Annotated in this window: 17 protein-coding genes; 10 read left to right on the top strand and 7 right to left on the bottom strand. The window is 74.9% G+C overall.

Translation table 11 applies throughout. From position 1 onward, the window contains the following. Positions 1 to 60: 60 nt before the first annotated feature. Positions 61 to 1,089 carry a bile acid:sodium symporter family protein gene (locus CCE01nite_RS18315; protein WP_141372788.1) on the top strand — a complete coding sequence of 343 codons (1,029 nt, stop codon included), beginning with the start codon at positions 61 to 63 and terminating at the stop codon, positions 1,087 to 1,089. A gap of 54 nt (positions 1,090 to 1,143) precedes the next feature. Here CCE01nite_RS18315 and CCE01nite_RS18310 read toward each other — a convergent pair whose 3' ends face one another. Beyond that, positions 1,144 to 2,244, bottom strand: coding sequence for a DUF4349 domain-containing protein (locus CCE01nite_RS18310; protein ID WP_052103798.1), 1,101 nt, complete (start codon positions 2,242 to 2,244; stop codon positions 1,144 to 1,146). Positions 2,245 to 2,407: 163 nt separating this feature from the next. Here CCE01nite_RS18310 and CCE01nite_RS18305 point away from each other — a divergent pair, with 163 nt between their 5' ends. Further along, positions 2,408 to 3,751: a family 20 glycosylhydrolase gene (locus CCE01nite_RS18305; protein ID WP_141372787.1), complete on the top strand. Its 1,344-nt coding sequence runs from the start codon at positions 2,408 to 2,410 to the stop codon at positions 3,749 to 3,751. A 61-nt stretch (positions 3,752 to 3,812) separates the two neighbouring features. Here CCE01nite_RS18305 and CCE01nite_RS18300 read toward each other — a convergent pair whose 3' ends face one another. Then, entirely contained in the window at positions 3,813 to 5,702 is a 1,890-nt protein-coding gene (locus CCE01nite_RS18300) for a dolichyl-phosphate-mannose--protein mannosyltransferase (RefSeq protein ID WP_246056708.1), read from the bottom strand. 131 nt (positions 5,703 to 5,833) lie between these two features. Between CCE01nite_RS18300 and rsmI the strand changes: the two genes are divergently transcribed. Both rsmI and CCE01nite_RS18290 read left to right on the top strand, forming a co-directional pair. Continuing rightward, on the top strand, positions 5,834 to 6,691 hold the full coding sequence (gene rsmI / locus CCE01nite_RS18295) for a 16S rRNA (cytidine(1402)-2'-O)-methyltransferase (RefSeq protein ID WP_034633967.1): 858 nt from the start codon (positions 5,834 to 5,836) through the stop codon (positions 6,689 to 6,691). Between the two features lie 146 nt (positions 6,692 to 6,837). Continuing rightward, complete coding sequence (locus tag CCE01nite_RS18290) at positions 6,838 to 8,604, top strand: ABC transporter ATP-binding protein (protein WP_034633969.1); 1,767 nt, start codon at positions 6,838 to 6,840, stop codon at positions 8,602 to 8,604. 60 nt (positions 8,605 to 8,664) lie between these two features. Here the strand turns inward: CCE01nite_RS18290 and CCE01nite_RS18285 are convergent, their stop codons facing one another. Both CCE01nite_RS18285 and CCE01nite_RS18280 read right to left on the bottom strand, forming a co-directional pair. After that, positions 8,665 to 9,321 carry a ribonuclease FAU-1 family protein gene (locus tag CCE01nite_RS18285; protein WP_169744049.1) on the bottom strand — a complete coding sequence of 219 codons (657 nt, stop codon included), beginning with the start codon at positions 9,319 to 9,321 and terminating at the stop codon, positions 8,665 to 8,667. Positions 9,322 to 9,392: 71 nt separating this feature from the next. Beyond that, positions 9,393 to 9,962, bottom strand: coding sequence for an isochorismatase family protein (locus CCE01nite_RS18280; protein WP_034633971.1), 570 nt, complete (start codon positions 9,960 to 9,962; stop codon positions 9,393 to 9,395). A gap of 205 nt (positions 9,963 to 10,167) precedes the next feature. Between CCE01nite_RS18280 and CCE01nite_RS18275 the strand changes: the two genes are divergently transcribed. Further along, positions 10,168 to 11,352, top strand: a complete 1,185-nt coding sequence (locus CCE01nite_RS18275; RefSeq protein ID WP_034633973.1) for an aminotransferase class I/II-fold pyridoxal phosphate-dependent enzyme — start codon at positions 10,168 to 10,170, stop codon at positions 11,350 to 11,352. 168 nt (positions 11,353 to 11,520) lie between these two features. Beyond that, positions 11,521 to 12,711 (top strand): PQQ-dependent sugar dehydrogenase, encoded by a 1,191-nt coding sequence (locus CCE01nite_RS18270; protein WP_034633975.1) that lies wholly within the window; start codon positions 11,521 to 11,523, stop codon positions 12,709 to 12,711. On the opposite strand, the gene CCE01nite_RS18265 is transcribed toward CCE01nite_RS18270, so the two are convergent. Then, positions 12,708 to 13,343, bottom strand: coding sequence for a TetR/AcrR family transcriptional regulator (locus CCE01nite_RS18265; protein ID WP_034633976.1), 636 nt, complete (start codon positions 13,341 to 13,343; stop codon positions 12,708 to 12,710). The genes CCE01nite_RS18270 and CCE01nite_RS18265 overlap by 4 nt on opposite strands. Before the next feature lie 64 nt (positions 13,344 to 13,407). Between CCE01nite_RS18265 and CCE01nite_RS18260 the strand changes: the two genes are divergently transcribed. Continuing rightward, on the top strand, positions 13,408 to 14,310 hold the full coding sequence (locus CCE01nite_RS18260) for an oxidoreductase (protein WP_034633978.1): 903 nt from the start codon (positions 13,408 to 13,410) through the stop codon (positions 14,308 to 14,310). Between the two features lie 44 nt (positions 14,311 to 14,354). On the opposite strand, the gene CCE01nite_RS18255 is transcribed toward CCE01nite_RS18260, so the two are convergent. Then, the gene (locus tag CCE01nite_RS18255; protein ID WP_141372786.1) at positions 14,355 to 15,023 is read right to left on the bottom strand and encodes a hypothetical protein; all 669 of its coding nucleotides are present in this window, start codon (positions 15,021 to 15,023) and stop codon (positions 14,355 to 14,357) included. A gap of 348 nt (positions 15,024 to 15,371) precedes the next feature. On the opposite strand from CCE01nite_RS18255, the gene CCE01nite_RS18250 reads away from it, so the two are divergent. After that, positions 15,372 to 16,508, top strand: a complete 1,137-nt coding sequence (locus CCE01nite_RS18250) for a GH12 family glycosyl hydrolase domain-containing protein (protein ID WP_034633984.1) — start codon at positions 15,372 to 15,374, stop codon at positions 16,506 to 16,508. A 72-nt stretch (positions 16,509 to 16,580) separates the two neighbouring features. Here CCE01nite_RS18250 and CCE01nite_RS18245 read toward each other — a convergent pair whose 3' ends face one another. Next, a complete protein-coding gene (locus CCE01nite_RS18245) occupies positions 16,581 to 17,867 on the bottom strand; it encodes a pectate lyase (RefSeq protein WP_170223988.1) in 1,287 nt (428 codons plus the stop codon). Positions 17,868 to 18,139: 272 nt separating this feature from the next. On the opposite strand from CCE01nite_RS18245, the gene metG reads away from it, so the two are divergent. Together metG and CCE01nite_RS18235 are read left to right on the top strand one after the other, a co-directional pair. Beyond that, entirely contained in the window at positions 18,140 to 19,768 is a 1,629-nt protein-coding gene (metG, locus tag CCE01nite_RS18240) for a methionine--tRNA ligase (RefSeq protein ID WP_034631248.1), read from the top strand. Then, positions 19,765 to 20,706 (top strand): TatD family hydrolase, encoded by a 942-nt coding sequence (locus tag CCE01nite_RS18235; protein WP_034631215.1) that lies wholly within the window; start codon positions 19,765 to 19,767, stop codon positions 20,704 to 20,706. The genes metG and CCE01nite_RS18235 overlap by 4 nt, the downstream gene beginning before the upstream one ends. Positions 20,707 to 20,737: the final 31 nt, after the last annotated feature.

Here is a 20,737-nt window from a genome sequence, read left to right as displayed (position 1 = left end):
GACGACGGGCCGGCGTGAGCGCGTGCCGGGGACGAAACCTCCCGGTGGCATGATGACGCGATGCCCGGCAGCCCCTCCGAGTCCCCCGGCGGCGCGCGCCGCACCTGGTCCGCCGTGAAGGCGTGGATCGACCCGCTCGTCGTCATGATCGTCGCGGTGCTCGTCCTGGGGCTCGTGCTCCCGGCCGACGGCGTCGCCGCCGACGTGCTCGGCACGGTGAAGACCGCCGCGATCGTCGTCCTGTTCTTCCTCTACGGCGCCCGCATGGCGACGCGCGAGGTGTGGGACGGGCTGCGCGCCTGGAAGCTGCAGGGGTCGATGCTCGCCTCGACCTACCTCGTCTTCCCATTGCTGGGCCTGGCGATCCAGCTGCTGCCCGATGCGGTGCTCGCCGACGAGCTCAAGACCGGGCTGCTGTTCTTGTCCGTGCTGCCGTCGACCATCCAGTCGTCGGTCGTCTTCACCTCGATCGCGCGCGGCAACGTCGCCGGGGCGATCTGCGGCGCCACCGTGTCGAACGTGCTCGGGATCGTGCTGACGCCGCTGTTCGTCGCGGTGCTGCTCAGCCGGACCGGGGGACCGCTCGGCGGGTCCGCCGCCGCGACGCTTCTGCAGCTGCTCGTGCCGTTCGTCGTCGGGCAGGCCGTGCAGCCGTGGATCGGGCGGTGGGTGCGCGCGCACCGGCCGCTGACCCTCGTGACCGACCGGGCCGCGATCCTGCTCGTCGCGTACGCGTCGGTGAGCGAGGCGCAGGTCTCGGGCGCGTGGGACGAGATCACGTGGGTGTCGCTCGTCGTGCTGCTCGTCGTGTGCGCCGTGCTGCTCGCCGTCATGCTCGCGACGACGTGGGGCGTCGGCGGGCGGATCGGGCTGAACCGGCCCGACCGGATCGCGCTGCTCATGTGCGGGTCGAAGAAGAGCCTCGCGACCGGGCTGCCCATGGCGTCGGTGCTGTTCAGCCCGGTCGTCGCGGCCAGCGTCGCGCTCCCCGTCATCGTGTTCCACCAGCTGCAGCTCGCGACGTGCGCGGTCCTCGCGCGGAGGCTCGCGAGCACCGAGCCGGACGAGGTCGTCGCCCGGACGGCCTGACGCGGCGGCCCACCGCCGCCCGGTGCTCCCGGGCGGCGGGGAGACGTCGTCCGGTCAGCGCTCCTGCGCCGGGTTCGGCGTCGGGTCCGGCGCCGGCTGCTCGGCGGCCGGCGCGCCCGGGGACTGCTCCGGGGACGCCTCGGGCTGCGCGACAGGCGGGCCGCCGTACGGACCCGGCTGCGGCGCGCGGGCACCGTACGCGGGCGGAGTGCCGGTCGACGGCGCACCGACCCACGGACCCGACGGGTACGGCTGCGGCACGGGGTCCGGCCGGCGGCTGCGCACCCACCGGGTCAGGCGGACGACGCCGAACGCCACGAGCCCGCCGAGCACGAGCCACGGCAGCAGCACGCCGAGCACGACCACGAGCCCCCGGAGCATCGAGACGAGCGACTCCCACCCGACGGCGAGCCCGTCGCGGAACCCCTCGGGCGCGGGCGCGGCGACCTCCGGCTCCTCGGACGGCTCGGTGATCGACACCCGCAGCGTCGAGAGCGCGACCTGCTCCGCGAGGCGGGCGCGCTGCCCCTGCAGCGTCTCGAGGTTCGTCTGCCGCTCGGACAGCGCGACCTCGGCGGTGATGAGGTCCTCGCTCGTCGTAGCCTTGCTGAGCAGGTCCTCCATGCGGGCGACCGAGATCTGCAGCGACCGGATCCGGGCGTCGAGGTCGGTGCTGCGCGCCGTCACGTCCTCCGCGGACAGGTTGACCGACTCGACCGTGCCGATCTGCTCGAGCGCGTCGAGCGTCGGGGTGAGGTCGTCGGACGGCACGCGGACCAGCAGCTCGGCGCCGGCCCCCTGCCCCGAGGTCGCGGCGCGCTCGTAGCGCTCGTCGACGCGCCCGTCGGCCGCCTCCACGAGCCGGACCACCTCGTCGGCGGCGTCGCGCGGCTCCTCCGACGTGAGGAGCACCTCGCCGCTCGTGACGACCTGCCGGGAGCCCGACCCCACGTCCTCCGCCGCGCGCTCGGCACCGGCCTCGCCCCCGGCGACGTCGGCGGCCTGCGGCGCCTCCTGCAGCGGGCCGGCCGCGTCGGACGCAGCCTCGGAGCCCCCCGAGTCGCTCGCGGAGCAGCCCGCGAGGACCCCGACCAGCAGCAGGGGAACGGCGGCCAGCAGTGCGGTCCTGCGTCCTCGCGCGTGGTGTCGTCTCATGCGGCGACGGTAGGGGCGGGCGGCGCGCGGACGGGGGGTCGTGGCCCGATCGTGACGGTTCCGTCATCCGATCGCTGCACAGGGGGCCGTCCGGCCGCGCGGACGCGTGACGCGCGGCGTACGGTGCGGCAGCACCGTCGGCCCGAGCGGGAGGGCAGCAGCCGTGACCAGCCCCATCGCCCTCGTGCCGGCCCCGCTGCGGTGCGAGCCGCTCGACGGCGGGCCGTTCGCGCTGGGTGCGGCGACGAGCGTCGCGGTCGGGGACTCGCCCGGCGAGATCGCGGTCGGGTACGTCGCGGCGGACCTGCTCGGCCGGCTCGGGCGGTGCCCGGTCGAGCTCCTCGTGGGGGCGGACGGCGCGGACGTGGTCGACGACGTGGTCGTCCTGCGGGTGCGGCAGCGGCCCGGCCGCCCGCCGGGCACGGGCCCCACGACCGGGCCGGCCGGGGCCGACGAGCGCTACGTGCTGCGCGTCGAGCCGGGACGGGTCACCGTGGACGGTGCCTCGACGACCGCGCTCGTGCGCGGGCTCGCGACCCTCGTCCAGCTGCTCGCGGGGGGCGTCGGCGGGGCGGTCGGCGCACCCGCGGTCCTCGTCGAGGACGCGCCCCGGTACGCCTGGCGTGGGCTGTGCGTCGACGTGCCGCCGGAGGCCCTCGACGTCGACGACCTCAAGGTCGTGGCGACGCTGCTCGCGGCGTACAAGCTCAACGTCCTGCACCTGCGGGTCCCGGAGCACGGCGGCTGGGACGGCGGCGGAGACGGCGGGGGAGCCGGGGGCTGGTGCAGCACGCCGGCGTACGCCGAGCTCGTGGGGTTCGCCGAGCTGCACGGCGTGACGGTCCTGCCGGAGGTCGATGTCCTGACGCCCCGAGCGCCGGCCGCGCAGCGCGACCGGTCCGTGCGCGACGCCGTGGCCGAGGTGGCGCGCGCGACGCCCGGGCCCTGGCTGCACGTCGGCGGTCGCGACGTCGCCCCGGTCCCGACGGTCGAGGACCTGCGGCGCGTGGCGGAGCCGGTCGACGCCGTCGTCGGGTCGGCGCACACCGTGGTCGGCTGGGCGGAGCTCGCCGCCGTGCCTCTGCCCCGGGGGAGCGTCCTGCAGCACCACGACGACGCCCGCGACCCCGCGCCGCTCGTCGCGGCCGCGCGCGCCGGGGTGCGGGTCGTCCTCGCGCCGGACGCGCACGCGCGGCTCGACGGGCCCGCCGGCGTGCGGGACTGCGGCGCGTGGGACCCGGCGGCGCACGTGCCCGGGCTGCCGGCCTCCGCGGTGCTGGGCGTCGAGGGGGTCGTCCGGACGCGGGACGTGCACGACCTCGACGAGCTCATGACGCTGCTGCTGCCCCGGCTCGCCGCGGTCGCGGAGGTCGGCTGGTCCGCGCCCGCGCTGCACGACTGGGCGGGGTTCCGCGGGCGGCTCGCGCACCACGGGGTGCTCTGGGAGCGCGCGGGCCTCGAGTGGACGCCCTCGCCCGAGGTCGACTGGGTCCCGGCGGAGCCGTGAGCGGTGGGAGCACGGATCCCGGTGAGCGCCGCGCGCACCCTGGAGCGGTGAGCCTGGCGGCTCAGACCCAGGTGTCGAGCCACATGTGCGCGTGCCAGAACGAGTACGGGATGACCCACGCGGTCCAGATCGGGTAGAAGAACCCGCTGACCGCGACGATCACGACGACGAACGCCGACACCCCCGCGATGGCCCGTCGCCGGTGCACCGGGTCGCCGTCCCGCTCGCCGATGAACAGCCCGAGCACGTACGCGAGCGTCAGCACGACCCACGGCGTGAAGGCGATCGAGTAGAACGCGAAGATCGTGCGGTGCGTGTAGGCGAACCACGGCAGCCAGCCCGCGACGATCCCCGAGAGCACGGCGCCCGCACGCCAGTCGCGCTGCCACACGAGCCAGCCCAGTGCGACGACGATCGCGGCGGCCCCGGCCCACCAGATCAGCGGGTTGCCGAGCGACGTGATCGCCTGCGCGCACGCGTCGGCCCCGCACGCCTCGCGCGCCTGGTCGGGCGGCAGCGTCGAGACCTCGGACGGGTAGAAGTACGACGTCGGGCGCCACTGCACGATCCAGCCGAGCGGGTGCGCCGCGTAGGAGTGCTCGGCGCTCAGCGAGGTGTGGAACGCCCACATGTCCGAGTGGTACTTCCACAGCGAGCGCAGCCCCTCGGGCAGCCACTGCACGCCCTGCCCGGGGTTCTGCTCCGCCCACAGGCGGCCGTAGGCGTCGGGCGAGCGGAACCACGACCACCACGTGCCGACGTAGGTGACGACCGTGATCGCGACCATCGCGAGGCCGGCCGGGACCGCGTCGCGCACGAACGCCGCGAGCGGCCACGCGCGGACCCCGACGGCGCGGCGGGCCGTCGCGTCCCACAGCACGCTCATCAGCCCGAACACCGCGAGGAAGTACACGCCCGACCACTTGGTCCCGGCGCACAGCCCGAGCAGCACCGCCGCGGCGAGCCGCCACCCGCGCACGCCCATGCCGGGTCCCCAGCGCAGCGCGGCGCCCGAGTCGAGGATGACGGCGGTGCGCGCCGCGAGCCGGCGCCGGGCCTGCTCGCGGTCGAGGAGCAGCGCGCCGAACGCGGCGAGCGCGAAGAACATGACGAAGCCGTCGAGCAGGCCGATGCGCGAGTGCACGATCGCCATGCCGTCGACCGCGAGCAGCAGCCCCGCGAGCGTGCCGAGGGCCGTCGAGGCGAACAGCCGTCGCCCGATGCGGGCGACCATGAGCACGCTGAGGATCCCGGCGATCGCCGCGCCGAGGCGCCACGCCGCCGGGTTCTCGACGCCGCCGCCGAGCTGCAGCCCGAGCGCGAGCATCCACTTGCCGACCTGCGGGTGCACGACGTACTCCGCCGCGACCTGCAGCGCGCCGGGGTCGCCCGCGGCGAAGCGCTGGTTCGCGTCGTCGCCGAGCCACTGCGCCTCGTAGCCGCGCTCGAGCATCGAGTACGCCTGCTTGACGTAGTACGTCTCGTCGAACACCAGCGTCCGCGGGCGCCCGAGGTCCCACAGGCGCAGGACCGCCGCGAGCGCGGTGACGGCGAGCGGCCACAGCCAGCCCATCAGCCGCGCGCGGGGCGTGGCGTCGAGCTCGAGCGTCGCGGGGCCGAGCAGGCGGCGCAGCAGCCGGGTCTCGGTCGCGACGATCGGGCCGGCGTCGGCCGCGTCGGCGGCGTCGTCGCGGTCCGGACCGATGGCCTCGTCGGCCTCGGCGTCACCGGCGGCGCGGACCTTCGCGGTCAGCACCGCGTGGGACGGGCGGCCGTCGTCCGGCGCGTCCGCCTCCTCGGCGCGGCTGGAGCCGCTGCCCCGCGGAGCGCGGCCCGCGAGGCGTGCGCCGCCGTCGGCGGGGGGCTGCTCCCCAGGCGTGCGGGGACCTGCCGGGTCGGTGGACGTCGAGGCGCCCGTGGGCGCGGCGTCGTCGTCGAAGGTGCGCGGCACCCGGTCATCGTAGGGGGAGCGCTTCCGCGCGCGCCCCCCGCTGCGCCCGATCCGTCCGCCCCGTGGGCGCCCGTCGACCCGCGTCAGGACCCCGGGTCGGGGCCGCGGCCGCCGGGTGGCAGGCTTGCGGCGTGAGCACACCAGGCACCCCGGCCGGCCGGCTCGTCCTCGCGGCGACCCCCATCGGCGACGTCGAGGACGCCTCTCCGCGCCTGCGCCGGCTGCTCGAGGAGTCGGACGTCGTCGCCGCCGAGGACACGCGCCGGCTGCGGGCGCTCGCGGCGCGCATGGGCGTGACCGTCGGCGGGCGGGTCGTCAGCTATCAGGAGCACAACGAGGCGGCCCGCGCGCGCGAGCTGCTCGAGGTCGTCGCGCAGGGCGGCACCGTGGTCGTCGTGACCGACGCCGGGATGCCGTCGGTGTCCGACCCCGGCTTCCGGGTCGTCGCCGCCGCGGTCGAGGCCGGGCTGCGCGTCACCGCGGCGCCGGGGCCGAGCGCGGTGCTGACGGCGCTCGCGCTGTCCGGGCTGCCGACCGACCGGTTCTGCTTCGAGGGCTTCCCGCCGCGCAAGGCCGGCGAGCGGTCGCGCGCGCTCGCGGCCCTCGCGACCGAGCGGCGCACGATGGTGTTCTTCGAGGCGCCGCACCGGCTCGCGGAGACGCTCGCGGCGATGGCGGAGGCGTTCGGTGACGACCGGCCCGCCGCGGTGTGCCGCGAGCTGACCAAGACGTACGAGGAGGTGCTCCGCGGCCCGGTCGCGGAGCTCGCGGCATGGGCCGCCGACGGCGAGGTGCGCGGGGAGATCGCAGTCGTCGTCGCGGGGGTCGCGGGGCCGGCCGCGACGTCGATGGCGGACCTCGTCGTCGAGGTGCTCGCGCGCGCCGACGGCGGCGAGCGGCTCAAGGACGCCGTGGCCGACGTCGCGGTCGCGGGCCAGGTCGCCAAGCGGGACCTGTACGCGGCGGCGCTGGCGGCGCGCTCGCGCTGAGGCTCGGGGGCGCCGGCCGCCCGGGCTCGTCGGGCGCCTGCTCGTCCGCCCGCTGCACGACCGGCGCGTCCGGGACAGCGGCGCGCGCGGGCGCCGGTCCGCGGGATCACCCGGTGGGATCGCGGTCGAATCGTTACGATGACGCGGTGACCGGCGAGCTGCTCGAGGACCGCTACCAGGGCGGCCGACCCCTGCGCACGCTCGCGTACCTGTTCACGGGCCAGCGCCGGCGGCTCCTCGTCGCCGCGGTGGCGTTCGCGTTCAAGCACTCGCCGGTGTGGATCATGCCGGTGCTCACCGCCGAGGTGATCGACATCGTCGTCGAGCACCGCCCGCTGCGGGACCTGTGGTGGGCCGCCGCGCTCATGGCGCTGTTCATCGGCCAGAACTACCCGCTGAGCGTCCTGTTCATCCGCCAGCTCTCCCTCTCGGTCCGCACCGTCGAGACGAACCTGCGCATGGCGCTGTGCCGCCGCCTGCAGGAGCTCTCGATCGGCTACCACCGCCGGATCAGCGCCGGCGTGCTCCAGGCGAAGATCGTGCGCGACGTCGAGAACGTCGTCGAGAGCACCCGGCAGACGTTCGACTCCGGCATGGCGGCGGTCACGACCCTCGCCGGCGCGATCGTCATCACCGCGGTGCGCGTCCCCGAGTTCCTGCCCGTGTTCGCGGTCGCGGTGCCCGCGTCGGCGCTGCTCGTCGTCGCGATGCGCCGGCGCATGACCGCGCGCAACGCGGCGTTCCGGGCGCAGGTCGAGCAGATGTCGGCGCGCGTGAGCGAGATGACGCACCTCATCCCGATCACGCGCGCGCACGCGCTCGAGACCGACGAGCTCGACCGCATGGACCGCTCGCTCGTCGGGGTCCGGGAGGCCGGGATCCGGCTCGACGTCGTCAACGGCAAGTTCGGCGCGCTCGCGTGGATCACGTTCCAGCTGCTCAGCGTCGCGTGCCTGGTCGGCGCCGCGTGGGTCGCGTGGACCGGGGTGTTCGCCGTCAGCCCGGGCGACGTCGTGATGCTCTCGAGCTACTTCATGGCGCTCACCGGCTCCGTGACCGCGCTGCTCAGCCTCGCGCCCGTGGTGACCAAGGGTCTCGAGTCGATCCGGTCGATGGGCGAGGTCCTGACCGAGCCCGACCTCGAGCGCAACGCCGGCAAGGCTGAGGTGGCCGACGTCGCGGGTGCGGTGCGCTTCGAGGACGTGCGGTTCGCGTACGACGACGCGCCCGACGAGCACGCGGTCGACGGGCTGACGCTCGACGTCGCGGCGGGGGAGACGGTCGCGCTCGTCGGCCCCTCCGGCTCGGGGAAGTCGACGGTCCTCAACATGGTCATCGGGTTCCTCGCCCCGACCCAGGGGCGCATCCTGCTCGACGGCCGCGACATGGCGGGCCTCGACCTGCGCACCTACCGCCGGTTCCTGGCCGTCGTGCCGCAGGAGTCGCTGCTGTTCGAGGGCAGCGTGCGCGCCAACGTCACGTACGGGAGCCCGGACCTGTCGGACGACGCGGTCCGCGCCGCGCTCCGGGACGCCAACGCGCTCGAGTTCGTCGACGCCATGGGCGGGCTCGACGCCGTGATCGGGGAGCGCGGCGCACGCCTCTCGGGCGGTCAGCGCCAGCGGCTCGCGATCGCCCGCGCGCTCGTGCGCGACCCGCGGGTCCTCGTGCTCGACGAGGCCACGTCCGCGCTCGACACCGCGTCGGAGCGCCTGGTCCAGGAGGCCCTGGCGCGCTTGATGAAGGGCCGCACGACGTTCGTCGTCGCGCACCGGCTCACCACGATCCAGGGCGCCGACCGCATCGCGGTGATGCGCGACGGGCGGCTCGTCGAGATCGGGGCGCACGAGGAGCTCGTCGCGCGCGGGGGCGCGTACGCGCAGCTGCACGCGATGGGGCCGCTCGCGGGCTGAGCGGGCGAGCGCTGCCGTCGTAGCGGCGGGTCGCGCCGTCGGCGCCTGACGCGGGCGGGGTCAGCTGAGCTCGTCCGCCGCGTACCGGACGTCGTCGGGCAGGGGCAGGGGCTCGTCCCACCCGGTCGGTGGGCGCCACGAGCCCCACCCCTCGTCGAGCGGCCAGCCTCGGCGCTCGACGACCGCCGCGGCCGCGGCGCCCTGCGCGCGCACCCAGGCCGAGAGCTCCGGCGAGATCGTGCCCGCCCCCTCCAGGTCGGCGAGCTCGTCCTCGTCCTTGTACTGCCAGGACCCGTCCGGGTGGACCAGGAGGTCGAGCACGAGGTCGTGAGTCACCGTGGTCCGTGCGCCGCGCCGGTGCGGTAGCTCCACGTTGACGTAGACACCGGTCCACCCGCCGTCGGCGCCCGTGAAGAACCAGAACGACCACGGCGCACCCGTCGGGGCGACGCGCACCTGGCCCCCGCCCTGCCACCGCCTCCGGGTGGGGATCTCGGTGTCGAGGTCCCGCTCCGACGGCCGCACGGCGCGCACGTCCCGGCCGTCCGGCAGCCGGGCGACGACGGACTCGGACCCGCGAGGCAGCCAGACGACGAGTCCGCGAGCGTCGTCCCGCACCACCCGGACAGGGTGCCCGCGATGGCGGGACTCGCGCCAGAACACGACGTCCCCCGGCTCCCAGTGCGGCCCACGGCCGTCGACGGGTCTCGCTGCCACGACCTCGGGGTAGAGGGCCCGGGCCTCGGCGGGCACGCCGACGTCGGTGCGGGGCGCCGGTCGGGACGCGCTCACGCGTCGTACGACGCGACGAGCCCGACCCCCGCGGCGGCGAGCTCGGCGCGCGCCTGCTCCCCGAGCTCGGGGGTCACGGGCACGGTCAGGTCGGTCAGCACCCGGGTCCGCAGGCCGAGCGCGTGCGCGTCGAGCGCGGTCGCGCGCACGCAGTGCGACTCGGCGATCCCGACCACGTCGACGTCGGTCACGCCGCCCTCGCGGAGCAGGTCCGCGAGCGGGCGGCCGTCGGCGTCGACGCCCTCGAAGCCCGAGTAGGCGGCGGCGTACTCACCCTTGCGGACGCTCAGGTCGGGCAGCATCGCGGCGAGCGCGGGGTGGATCGCGGCCTCGGGGGTGCCCGCGACGCCGTGCGGCGGCCAGGTGTCGACGAAGTCCGGGGTGTCGCTGAAGTGCGCGCCCGGGTCGACGTGCCAGTCCTGCGTCGTGACCACGAGCGGGTACCGGTCGCGGTGCACCTCGACGTAGCGCGCGATCGCGGCGGCGACGGCGTTGCCGCCCTCGACCGGGAGCGAGCCGCCCTCGCAGAAGGTCGGCTGCACGTCGACGACGAGCAGCGCGCGCACGGGTCCGGCGTCGGAAGCCGCTGCCCTGGGAGCGGCGTCCGGGGCCGTCGGGGCCGGCCCGGGGGTGGCGCCGTCGCGCGCCGGCTGTGCCTGCGGGTCCTGCTGCGTCACGGTGCTCCTCCGGGTCGTGCGGGCGGTCTGCGTCCCGAGTCTCGCAGCGTGGCGGAGCGGGTGCGCGCGCGGACGTGGGCACTAGCGTCGGTCCATGGAGTTCCGTCGCATCCCGGGCCTGCCGCCCTACGTGTTCACGATCATCGACTCGCTCAAGCTCGAGGCCCGCCGCGCCGGCCACGACGTGATCGACCTCGGCTTCGGCAACCCGGACCTGCCGAGCCCGCAGGTCGCGGTCGACAAGCTCACCGAGGCGGCCCAGAACACGCGCAACCACCGGTACTCCTCGTCGCGCGGCATCCCCAAGCTCCGCCAGGCCGTCGCCGACCTGTACCAGCGCCGCTTCGGCGTGAGCCTCGACCCGGAGACCGAGGTCATCTCGACGATCGGCGCGAAGGAGGGCTTCAGCCACCTCATGTGGGTGCTGCTGCAGCCGGGCGACGCCGCGATCGTCCCGACGCCGAGCTACCCCATCCACATCTGGGGCCCGTACTTCGCGGGGGCCGACGCCCGGCAGGTCCCGATCGGCGACGGCGACGACGGTGCGGGGTACATCGACCGTGTCATGGAGGCGTGGGAGCTCGGCTGGCCCAAGCCGCGCGTCGTCGTGCTCTCGTTCCCGCACAACCCCACGACGACGACCGTGGACCTGCCCGACCTGCAGCGCCTGGTCGACTGGGCGCGCGAGCGCGACGTGGTGCTCGTGCACGACCTCGCCTACGCCGACATGTGCTTCGACGGGTGGACGCCGCCGTCGATCCTGCAGTGCACGGGCGCCAAGGAGGTTGCCGTCGAGCTGTACTCGATGACGAAGTCGTTCTCGATGGCGGGCTGGCGCGTCGCGTTCCTCGTCGGGCGCCCGGACGTCGTCGGCGCGCTCGCGAAGCTCAAGAGCTACCTCGACTACGGCACCTTCCAGCCGATCCAGATCGCGGCGACCGTGACGCTCAACGAGGCCGCGGACTACCCGGCCGAGCTCAACACCGTCTACGAGTCGCGGCGCAACGCGCTCTACGACGGCCTGACGCGCATCGGGTGGGACATCCTCAAGCCGCGCGGCACGATGTTCGCCTGGGCGCGGATCCCCGAGCAGTACGCCGAGATGGGGTCGATCGAGTTCGCGCAGCACCTCGTGCGGGAGTGCGACGTCGCGGTCTCGCCGGGCGTCGGGTTCGGGCCCGGCGGTGACCGGCACGTGCGGTTCGCGCTCATCGAGAACGAGCAGCGGATCGCGCAGGCGGTGCGCGGGCTGCGGCGCGGGCTCACGCGGCTGGGCTGACCTGGGCGCGCGCAGGATCGCGGCCTGACGCCTGACGGCTGACGCCTGACGCTCCGGGACCGTCGGCGGGCGCCCGTGCCGCACGCCCGCACCGTCGGGAGGCGGTGCGGCCCGCGAGCCGCGAGGCTGGCGGGCATGAACGGGCGGACGCGGTCGAACGGTCGAGGGGTGGACGGCGCGGTCGCGCTCGCGGTCGGCGCTCTGCTGCTCACCGGGTGCTCGGCATCGGGCTCGGGGGACGACGCCGCGACGCCGGGGCTGAGCCCGGCGAGCTCCGCCGTGCCGACCGCGCCCGCGGGCACCGGGGCGCCGCTGACCGAGGTCCCGCGGGTCGAGGTCGCCGGGGTCGACGAGGTCGCCGCCGGGCTCGACGTGCCGTGGGGGCTGGACTTCCTGCCCGACGGCCGCGCGCTCGTGACGCTGCGCGACGCGGGCCGGCTCGTCGTCGTCGACCCCGCGGGCGACGTGACGGACGTCGTCGGACCGGGTGCCGAGGCGATCGCGGGGGCGACCGACGCGCAGGGCGAGGGCGGGCTGCTCGGCGTCGCGGTCCTGCCCGCCGAGGACGCGTCGGACGGGGCGGGCGCCGGCCCGGGTGCCGGCACGACGGTCGCCGTCTACCTCACCGCCGCGCGCGACAACCGCGTGCTCACCGCCGCGCTCGACGGCACGACGCTCGGCGAGGTCACCGAGGTCCTCACCGGCATCCCGAAGGGCCAGAACCACAACGGCGGGCGCCTTGAGGTCGGCCCTGACGGGTTCCTCTACGTCACGACCGGCGACACGTACGACACCCAGCTCGCGCAGGAGCGCGACAGCCTCGGCGGCAAGGTCCTGCGCATCACCTCCGAGGGCGAGCCCGCGCCGGGCAACCCGTTCCCGGGCTCGCCGGTGTGGACGCTCGGGCACCGCAACGTCCAGGGCATCGGCTGGGCGGGAGACGGGCGGATGTTCGCCTCGGAGTTCGGCCAGGAGACCTGGGACGAGCTCAACGTCCTCACGCCCGGGAGCAGCTACGGCTGGCCCGTCGTCGAGGGGCCCGGGGGCGAGGACGAGGGCTTCGTGGCACCGGTCGCGACGTGGGCGACGTCGGACGCGTCGCCGAGCGGGCTCGCGGTCACCGACGAGGGCGTCTACCTCGCGGGCCTGCGCGGCGAGCGGCTGTGGCGCGTGCCGCTGCGGGCCGACGGCGTGGGGGAGCCGCAGGCGCTGCTCGACGGCGAGCACGGCCGCCTGCGCGCCGTCGAGGTCGCACCGGACGGCTCGCTGTGGGTCGTCACGGGCAACACCGACGGCCGTGGCCGGGTGCGCGACGGCGACGACCGCATCCTGCGCGTCACGGTCGTGCCGGCGGCCTAACCGGCGGGGGCGCTGTGCAGCAGCTGCTCGACGGCGGTCTCCACGAGCCCGTCGAGCAGCTCGGGCCGGACGAGGCCGCCGTTGATCATCGACGCGATGCCCTGGAGCGTCGCGAACGCGACGAGGCCGGTCCGCTCGGGGTCCCCGGCGGGCAGCGCGCCGAGCTCCTGACCCTCGACGACCAGCCCGTGCATGAGCGTGAACGGGGCCGAGGCGGCCTCGACGATCCGCTCCGCGCCGGCCCGGTGCTTGCTCGTCCACATGAGCTCGAGGAGCGCGGCGTTCTCGGTCGCGAAGCGCACGTACGCGGTCATCGCGGCGCGCAGGCGAGCGGGGAAGTCGGCTCCGGCATCTGCGACGGCGTCGCGCACGTCGGCTCCGGCGTCAGCGACGGCGCCACGCAGCGCGGCGTCGAGGCGGGCGAACCCGGCCTCGGCGAGCGCGTCGAGCAGCGCCTGCCGGTTGGCGAAGTGCCGGCGCGGCGCGGCGTGGCTCACGCCGATCTCCCGGGCGAGGTCGCGCAGCGTCACCTGGTCGGGGCTGGTCGCGCGGAGGCGCTGCTCCGCGGCGTCGAGCAGGGCGGTGCGCAGGTTGCCGTGGTGGTAGCGGCGCTCGTCGGTCGTCTCGGGCACGCCGTCAGCCTACCGCCGATGTTGTCATTGACGACATCGGTGGCCCCTGCCTACCATGTTGCACATGACAACATTCTCCGCGGCGGACGTCCCCGCCATGACCGGGCGCACCGTCGTCGTCACGGGCGCCAACAGCGGGATCGGCCGGGTCGCCGCGCAGGTGCTCGCCGAGCGCGGCGCACGCCTCGTGCTCGCGGTGCGCGACCCCGAGAAGGGCCGTCAGGCCGCGGCGGGGATGACCGGCGACGTCGAGGTGCGCCGGCTCGACCTCGCCGACCTCGGGTCGGTCCGCACCTTCGCCAGCGAGCTCACCGAGGACGTCGACGTCCTGATCAACAACGCGGGCGTGATGATCCCGCCGCTCACGCGGACCGCCGACGGCTTCGAGCTCCAGCTCGGGACCAACCACCTCGGTCACTTCGCGCTCACCAACCTGCTCCTGCCGCGGATCCGGGGGCGCGTCGTGACGGTCTCCTCCAACGGCCACCGGATGGGGTCCATCGACTTCGCCGACCTCCAGTGGGAGCGCAAGCCGTACCGGGCGATGACCGCGTACGCGCAGTCCAAGCTCGCGAACCTGCTGTTCACCACCGAGCTCCAGCGCCGCCTCGACGAGGCCGGCTCCCCGGTGATCGCGACCGCCGCCCACCCCGGCCTCGCGGCGACGAACCTGCTGCGGTCCGAGGGGCGCAGCCGCGCGCGGCACGCCGTCGAGCGCGCCGTGAGCCGGCTGATGTCGCAGAGCGAGGAGCAGGGCGCGCTGCCGACGCTCTTCGCCGCGGTCGCCGACGTGCCGGGCGACTCCTACGCCGGGCCGGGCGGCCTGCTCGAGGGGCGCGGGGCGCCGACGCTCGTCGGCCGGTCCGCGAAGGCCCGGGACCGTGCGCTCGCGGCGCGGCTGTGGGACGTCTCGGAGGAGCTCACGGGCGTCACGTTCCCGCGGGCCGCGCTCGGCTCTGCCGCCTGACGGCGCGCCGGACGCGCACGGCGCGGCGACGACCCGCCTCGTCGTCAGCCCCGCGACCCCGGCTCGCCCGGCGGCTCCTGCCGCCCGAGCACGCGCTCGAACCACCCGCCCGCGGGCAGGTCCAGCGGTGGGCGCGGGGGCTCCGTGTGCTCGGCGCGCGGCTCGACCGGCCACAGCGTCACGACGCCGTCCCGCGCGCCGGAGAACGTCGCCGCCGGGATCACGGTCCGGGTCTCGGGGATGCCGAGCGCCTCGCACGCGCACACCACGACCACGTCGCCGTCGGGCGGCACCGGCGTCAGCCAGAGCTTCTTGTCCACGCTCCGTCCGCCGCCGTGCCCTCCGCGGTCGCCCAGGCGCGGGGCGTCGTCGCGGTCGGGCTCCGGACCCGCGTTCGTCGTGACGCTCCCGTCCGCGAGCTCGACGCCGAGCAGCAGCCGGTCGGGCGCGGCGTGCACGCCGTGCCGGTGGCCGTGGCCCTCCACGAGGGAGAAGAGGTCGGGCGCCGCCGGGTCGTCGCGGCGGCGGCGCACCGCGAGGTCGAGCTCGACGCCCGTCGAGTACACGTGCCCGCCGACGAGCGCGACCGCGAAGTCCTCGGTCCGTGCGAGGACCGCGTGCACCGCGACGGGGGTGGGGACCTCGTTCTCCGGCGGACCCGCCGCCCAGGCCGGGAGCGCGGGCACGAGGCTGTCGTCCGGGACGAAGTGCATGGCACGACGATCCCGGCCCGCCCTCTCCCCGTCAACGAGCGGGCTGCTGGTCGGTCCGGTCCGGGTGCTCAGCGGGCAGGCGGCAGGCGAGCACGCAAGGCGGGAGGCGGGCGAGCGACGGATGCCGAGCGGGGAACTGCTGCGCCGGTCGGCGGACGCCCGGGCGGTCCTGGTCCTGCTGAGTGCCGAATCGTTTCGCGTCGCGCGCCCGCGGGAGCACGGTGCTTGCATGGCCGAGGGCACCCCGTCGCAGCGCAGCGCAGCGCCGCGCCGTCGACCGCCCGCCGGGCCGCACCCCTGCGGCGCCACGCACCTTCCTCGCCGTCCCCGCACGGACCAAGGAGCGACATGAGATCCCTGCGCACCACCCTCCTGACGGGCCTGCTGAGCCTCGGGCTCGGCGCGTCCGCGCTCGCGGCGGCCGCACCCGCGACCGCCGCCGTGATCTGCGAGCAGTACGGCAGCGCGCCGATCCAGAACGGCCGCTACATCGTCGGCAACAACCGCTGGGGCAGCAGTGCCACGCAGTGCATCGACACGACCTCGACCGGCTTCCGGGTCACCCAGGCCGACGGGAGCAACCCCACGAACGGCAGCCCGAAGTCGTACCCGACCGTCTACTACGGCTGCCACTACGGCGTCTGCTCGACGAGCGGCAACATCCTCACGAACGGGCTCCAGGCGAGCGACCCCGCGTTCGCCGGGATCTCGACGAGCGTGAGCATGAGCTACCCGAGCAGCGGCACCTACAACGCCGCCTACGACATCTGGTTCCACCAGAGCCGGCCGTCGTCGACGACCGGTCAGAACAACGGTGCCGAGCTCATGATCTGGCTCAACCGCCAGGGCTCGATCCAGCCGATCGGCTCGCGCGTCGGCACGGCGAACCTCAACGGCGCGACGTGGGAGGTGTGGTCCGGCAACATCGGCTGGAACGTCATCTCGTACGTGCGGACGCAGCCCACGACCAACCTGAGCTTCAACGTCAAGACCTTCTGGGACGACGTCGTCAGCCGCGGGCTCGGGCAGAACTCGTGGTGGCTCACGAGCGTCCAGGCCGGCTTCGAGCCGTGGATCGGCGGGACGGGCCTCGCCGTGAACAACTTCTCGGTGACGACGGGCTCGACGCCGCCGCCGACCAACCCCACCCCGCCGACCAACCCGACCCCGCCGCCGTCCGGGACGCGCGCGTGCACGGCGACGTACACGACGGTCAACGCGTGGCCCGGCGGCTCGCAGGGCTCGGTGACGGTCCGCAACAGCGGCTCGACGGCGATCTCGGGCTGGGCGGCCGGCTGGACCTACCCGAGCGGCCAGAGCGTGACGAGCCTGTGGAACGGGCGGCTCACGCAGAGCGGCTCGAGCGTGACGGTGCGCAACGAGTCGTACAACGGCGCGCTCGCCCCCGGTGCCTCGACGACCTTCGGGTTCCAGGTCAGCGGCACGTCGTCCGGCACGCCGGCGGTGAGCTGCGCCGCGAGCTGACCCCGGGTCGAGGGCGGACAGCAGGACGCCCCGCCGCAGCCGGACCGGGCTGCGGCGGGGCGTCCTGGCGCGTCAGCGGTAGACGATCGCGGACGGGGTGTACCCGCACGCGGCGGACGGTCCGGAGGAGACCTTGGTGGGCTCGCCCGAGGTGACGCCCTTGTATTCGTCGCAGATCGCGATCTTCTTCGAGGGGTCCCCGACGATGGTCAGGCCGGACAGGGTGGCCTTGTCGCCGAGGTTGGGGTTGATCCCGACGAGGGACTTGGCCGGGGCCGTGATCGTGACGTTCTGGACGACGACGGTGCGGGCGTACTGCTTGGAGCAGTTGCCGCACGAGCGGTAGAGCTTGCCGATGTCGGCGACCTGGAAGTTCTTGATGACGAAGGTGCCGGGGCCGTTGTGCTGGAAGACCTTGTCGGAGGCGGAGCGGGCGCCGCCGCCGTTGATGGTCATGGTCTGCGAGGCCGCGGTGCCCTTGAACGTGGCGGCGTCCTCCCCGACGTCCTCGAACCAGACGTTCTCGATCGTGCAGGTCCCGAGGCAGTGGATGCCGTCGCCCGCGCCCGTGCCGAGGATGACGTTCTTCAGGACTGCGCCGTTCTCGAGCTGGAACATGGGCGGCTGGCTCTCGCCCTGGTCGCCCGAGGAGATGCCGTAGTACCGGACCAGGCCCATGTCCCGGGTCCCGCTGACCTTGATCGTCGAGGACACCTTGGTCGACGACCGCGGCGTCGGCCACGAGGTCGGCGTGGTCGGGGCGGTCGTCGCGGGCGGCGTCGTCGGGCTCGTCGTGCCCGAGCCGACCTTCACGAGCTGCCACTGCTGGTTGTACTGGTTGCCGTCGTCGCCCTGCACGACGAGCGCGCCGTTGGCGGTCGAGCGGTCCTTGACCTCGACGACCTTGCCGGACAGCTTGCTGACCAGGCGCACCCGCCCGCCCTCGGAGTCGGCGAGCCTGAACTGCTGGTTGTCACCGTTCGCGTCCGTGTACTGGCGGATCTGCGCGCCGGCGGCCGTGCTCCACTCCCAGACGTCGAGCACCTTGCCCGAGCTCCGCGACTTCAGCCGGTAGTAGCCGCTGCCCGACGAGACGAACTGGAACTGCTGGTTGGCGGCGTCGGCGCGCGTGTACTGGATGATCTGCGCGCCGTCGTCCTTCGAGCTGCTCAGGACGTCGAGGGCCTTGCCGCTCTGGCGGTTGACGAGGACGTACCAGGCGCTGGTGTCGACCGTCGCGGCGCTCGCCGCGGGCGCGGTCAGCACGGCGCCGGTGCCGGCGACGAGCAGCGCGACGGCGCCCGTCAGCGCGGCGCGCAGCCGTGCGCCCCTGCGGGCGCGGGTGGGTGATGTGGTCACGGGGGAGAACCTTCCGTCGGACCGCGACCGGGGGCCGCGGAGGGGTGTCCCCGCTGGTCAGCGCGGTCCCGGGGGTGGCGCGCGCCGACGTGGGGTGCGGGGCGTCGCCACCGTAGGGGCGGGCTCGGAAGGGGGTCAACGCGAGTTGTACAACGTTAGAGAAGTCTCACCGCGAACCCGCGTCGAGAGGGGCGCCCGCCCGCACGCCGCGCCGACGTCCGCGGGGCGTCGATCACGGCGACCCGCACCGTGCCCCCGCCTACGATGTGCGCATGCCCGAGTCCCGCTCGTCCTTCTACCTGACCACGCCGATCTACTACGTCAACGACGCCCCCCACATCGGGCACGCGTACACGACGGTCGCGGCCGACGTCCTCACCCGATGGCACCGCCAGCGCCAGGAGCAGGTCTGGTTCCTCACGGGGACCGACGAGCACGGGCAGAAGGTCATGCGCACCGCCGAGTCGCACGGCGTGACGCCGCAGGAGTGGGCCGACCGGCTCGTCGAGAGCCAGTGGCAGCCCGTGCTCCAGACGCTGGACGTCGCCAACGACGACTTCATCCGCACGACGCAGGAGCGCCACACGACGCGCGTGCAGTCGTTCATCCAGGACCTGCACGACAAGGGCGAGATCTACGCGGGCTCCTACGAGGGGCCGTACTGCGTCGGCTGCGAGGAGTACAAGCTCCCCGGCGAGCTGCTCGACGGGACCGGCGAGTACGAGGGCCAGAAGGTCTGCCCCATCCACGGCAAGCCGGTCGAGATGCTCTCCGAGCAGAACTACTTCTTCCGCATGAGCGCGTACACCGAGCGCCTGCTCGAGTTCTACGAGGCCAACCCGACGTTCGTGCAGCCGGCGAGCGCGCGCAACGAGGTCCTCGCGTTCGTGCGCCAGGGCCTGCAGGACCTGTCGATCTCCCGGAACACGTTCGACTGGGGCATCCCGATCCCGTGGGACGCGACCCACGTGCTCTACGTGTGGTTCGACGCGCTGCTCAACTACGCGACCGCCGTCGGGCTCGGGTCCGACGACCCCGAGGAGAAGGCGCGGTTCGAGCGGGTCTGGCCCGCCGACGTGCACCTCGTCGGCAAGGACATCCTGCGGTTCCACGCCGTGATCTGGCCCGCGATGCTCATGGCCGCGGGGCTCCCGCTGCCCGGGCAGGTCTTCGCGCACGGCTGGCTGCTCGTCGGCGGCGAGAAGATGAGCAAGTCCAAGCTCACGGGCATCGCGCCGAGCCAGATCATCGACACCTTCGGCTCCGACGCGTTCCGCTACTACTTCCTGCGCGCCATCGTGTTCGGGCAGGACGGCTCGTTCTCCTGGGAGGACCTGCACGCGCGGTACACCGCCGAGCTCGCGAACGGCTTCGGCAACCTGGCCTCGCGCGTCACGGCGATGATCGCCAAGAACTTCGGCGGCTCGCTCCCGGAGGCCGGCCCGCTCACGCCCGCCGAGGAGGCGCTGGCCGAGGTCGCCGCGCGCGCGGTCGCCGACGCGGAGGCCGCGATCGACCGGCTCGCGCTGCACGAGGCCATCGGCGCGGTGTGGACGCTCGTCGACGCGACGAACCTCTACCTGACCGAGCAGGAGCCGTGGAAGGTCGCCAAGGCGCCCGGCGAGGTCGGTGAGGACGGGCTCGGCGTCGCGGGCGGACGGCTCGCGACGATCCTCGTGACCGCCGCCGAGGCGCTGCGCTCGCTCGCGGTGCTGCTGCACCCGGTGACGCCGAAGGCCGCACAGCAGCTGTGGGCGGCGCTCGGTGCCGAGGCCGCGCTCGGGGCGCTCGCCGCGCAGCCCGTCGCGGACGCGGGCCGCTTCGGCGTGCTCCCGGCCGGCACCGCGGTCACCAAGGGCGCGTCGCTGTTCCCGCGGATCGAGGAGCCGGCCGAGCAGTGAGCCGGTCGCGCGGCCGCGAGCGCGGCTGGCCGGCCGACCCCGAGCCGCTGCCGTCCCCGGTGTGGGACAACCACACCCACCTCGAGAGCGTCCTCGCGTTCGACGTGCCCGACGACGCGGCCGGCGGTCGCACGCTCGACGACCACCTCGGCCGGGCTGCCGCCGCGGGGGTCACGACCGTCGTCCAGGTCGGCTGCGACGTCGACGCGATCGCCTGGACCGACGCGCTGCTGCGCGCCCATCCCGACGGCCTCGCGGGCGTCCGGCTGCTCGGCGCGGTCGCGATCCACCCCAACGAGGCCGTGCTGCACGCGAAGGTCCTCGAGGTCGCACCGGACGGGCTCGACCCCGCGCTCGACCCGCGGCACGACCTCGACCTCGACGCGGCGCTCGCCCGCGTCGCCGACGTCGCGCGCAGCAACCCCCGCGTGCGGGCGGTCGGCGAGACCGGGCTGGACCACTTCCGCGCCGGACCCCGCGGCCGCGAGGTGCAGGTCGAGGCGTTCCGGGCGCACGTCGCGCTCGCCAAGGAGCTCGGCCTCGCGCTGCAGATCCACGACCGGGACGCGCACGCGGCGGTGCTCGACGTCCTCGAGCGCGACGGCGCACCGGAGCGGACCGTCTTCCACTGCTTCTCGGGCGACGCCGCGATGGCGCGCCTGTGCGCGGACCGCGGGTGGTACCTCTCCTTCGCGGGCCCCGTGACGTTCGGGGCGAACGACGAGCTGCGGGCGGCGCTGCGGGCGGTGCCGCTCGACCGGGTGCTCGTCGAGACGGACGCGCCGTACCTCACGGCCCACCCGCTGCGCGGTCGCCCGAATGCGCCGTACCTGCTCGGCCTGACGGTCCGGCGGGTCGCGGCGGAGCGGGGCGTCGGGCTCGACGAGCTGTGCCGGACGCTGAGCGCGACCTCCGAGGCGGTGTACGGCCCAGCCTGACCGGTCGCCTCCGCCGGCCGAGGGGTGAGAC

This window comes from Cellulomonas cellasea (genome assembly GCF_006538745.1).
GTDB classification, from domain to species: domain Bacteria; phylum Actinomycetota; class Actinomycetes; order Actinomycetales; family Cellulomonadaceae; genus Cellulomonas_A; species Cellulomonas_A cellasea.
This window is presented reverse-complemented; position numbering and strand designations above follow the sequence as displayed.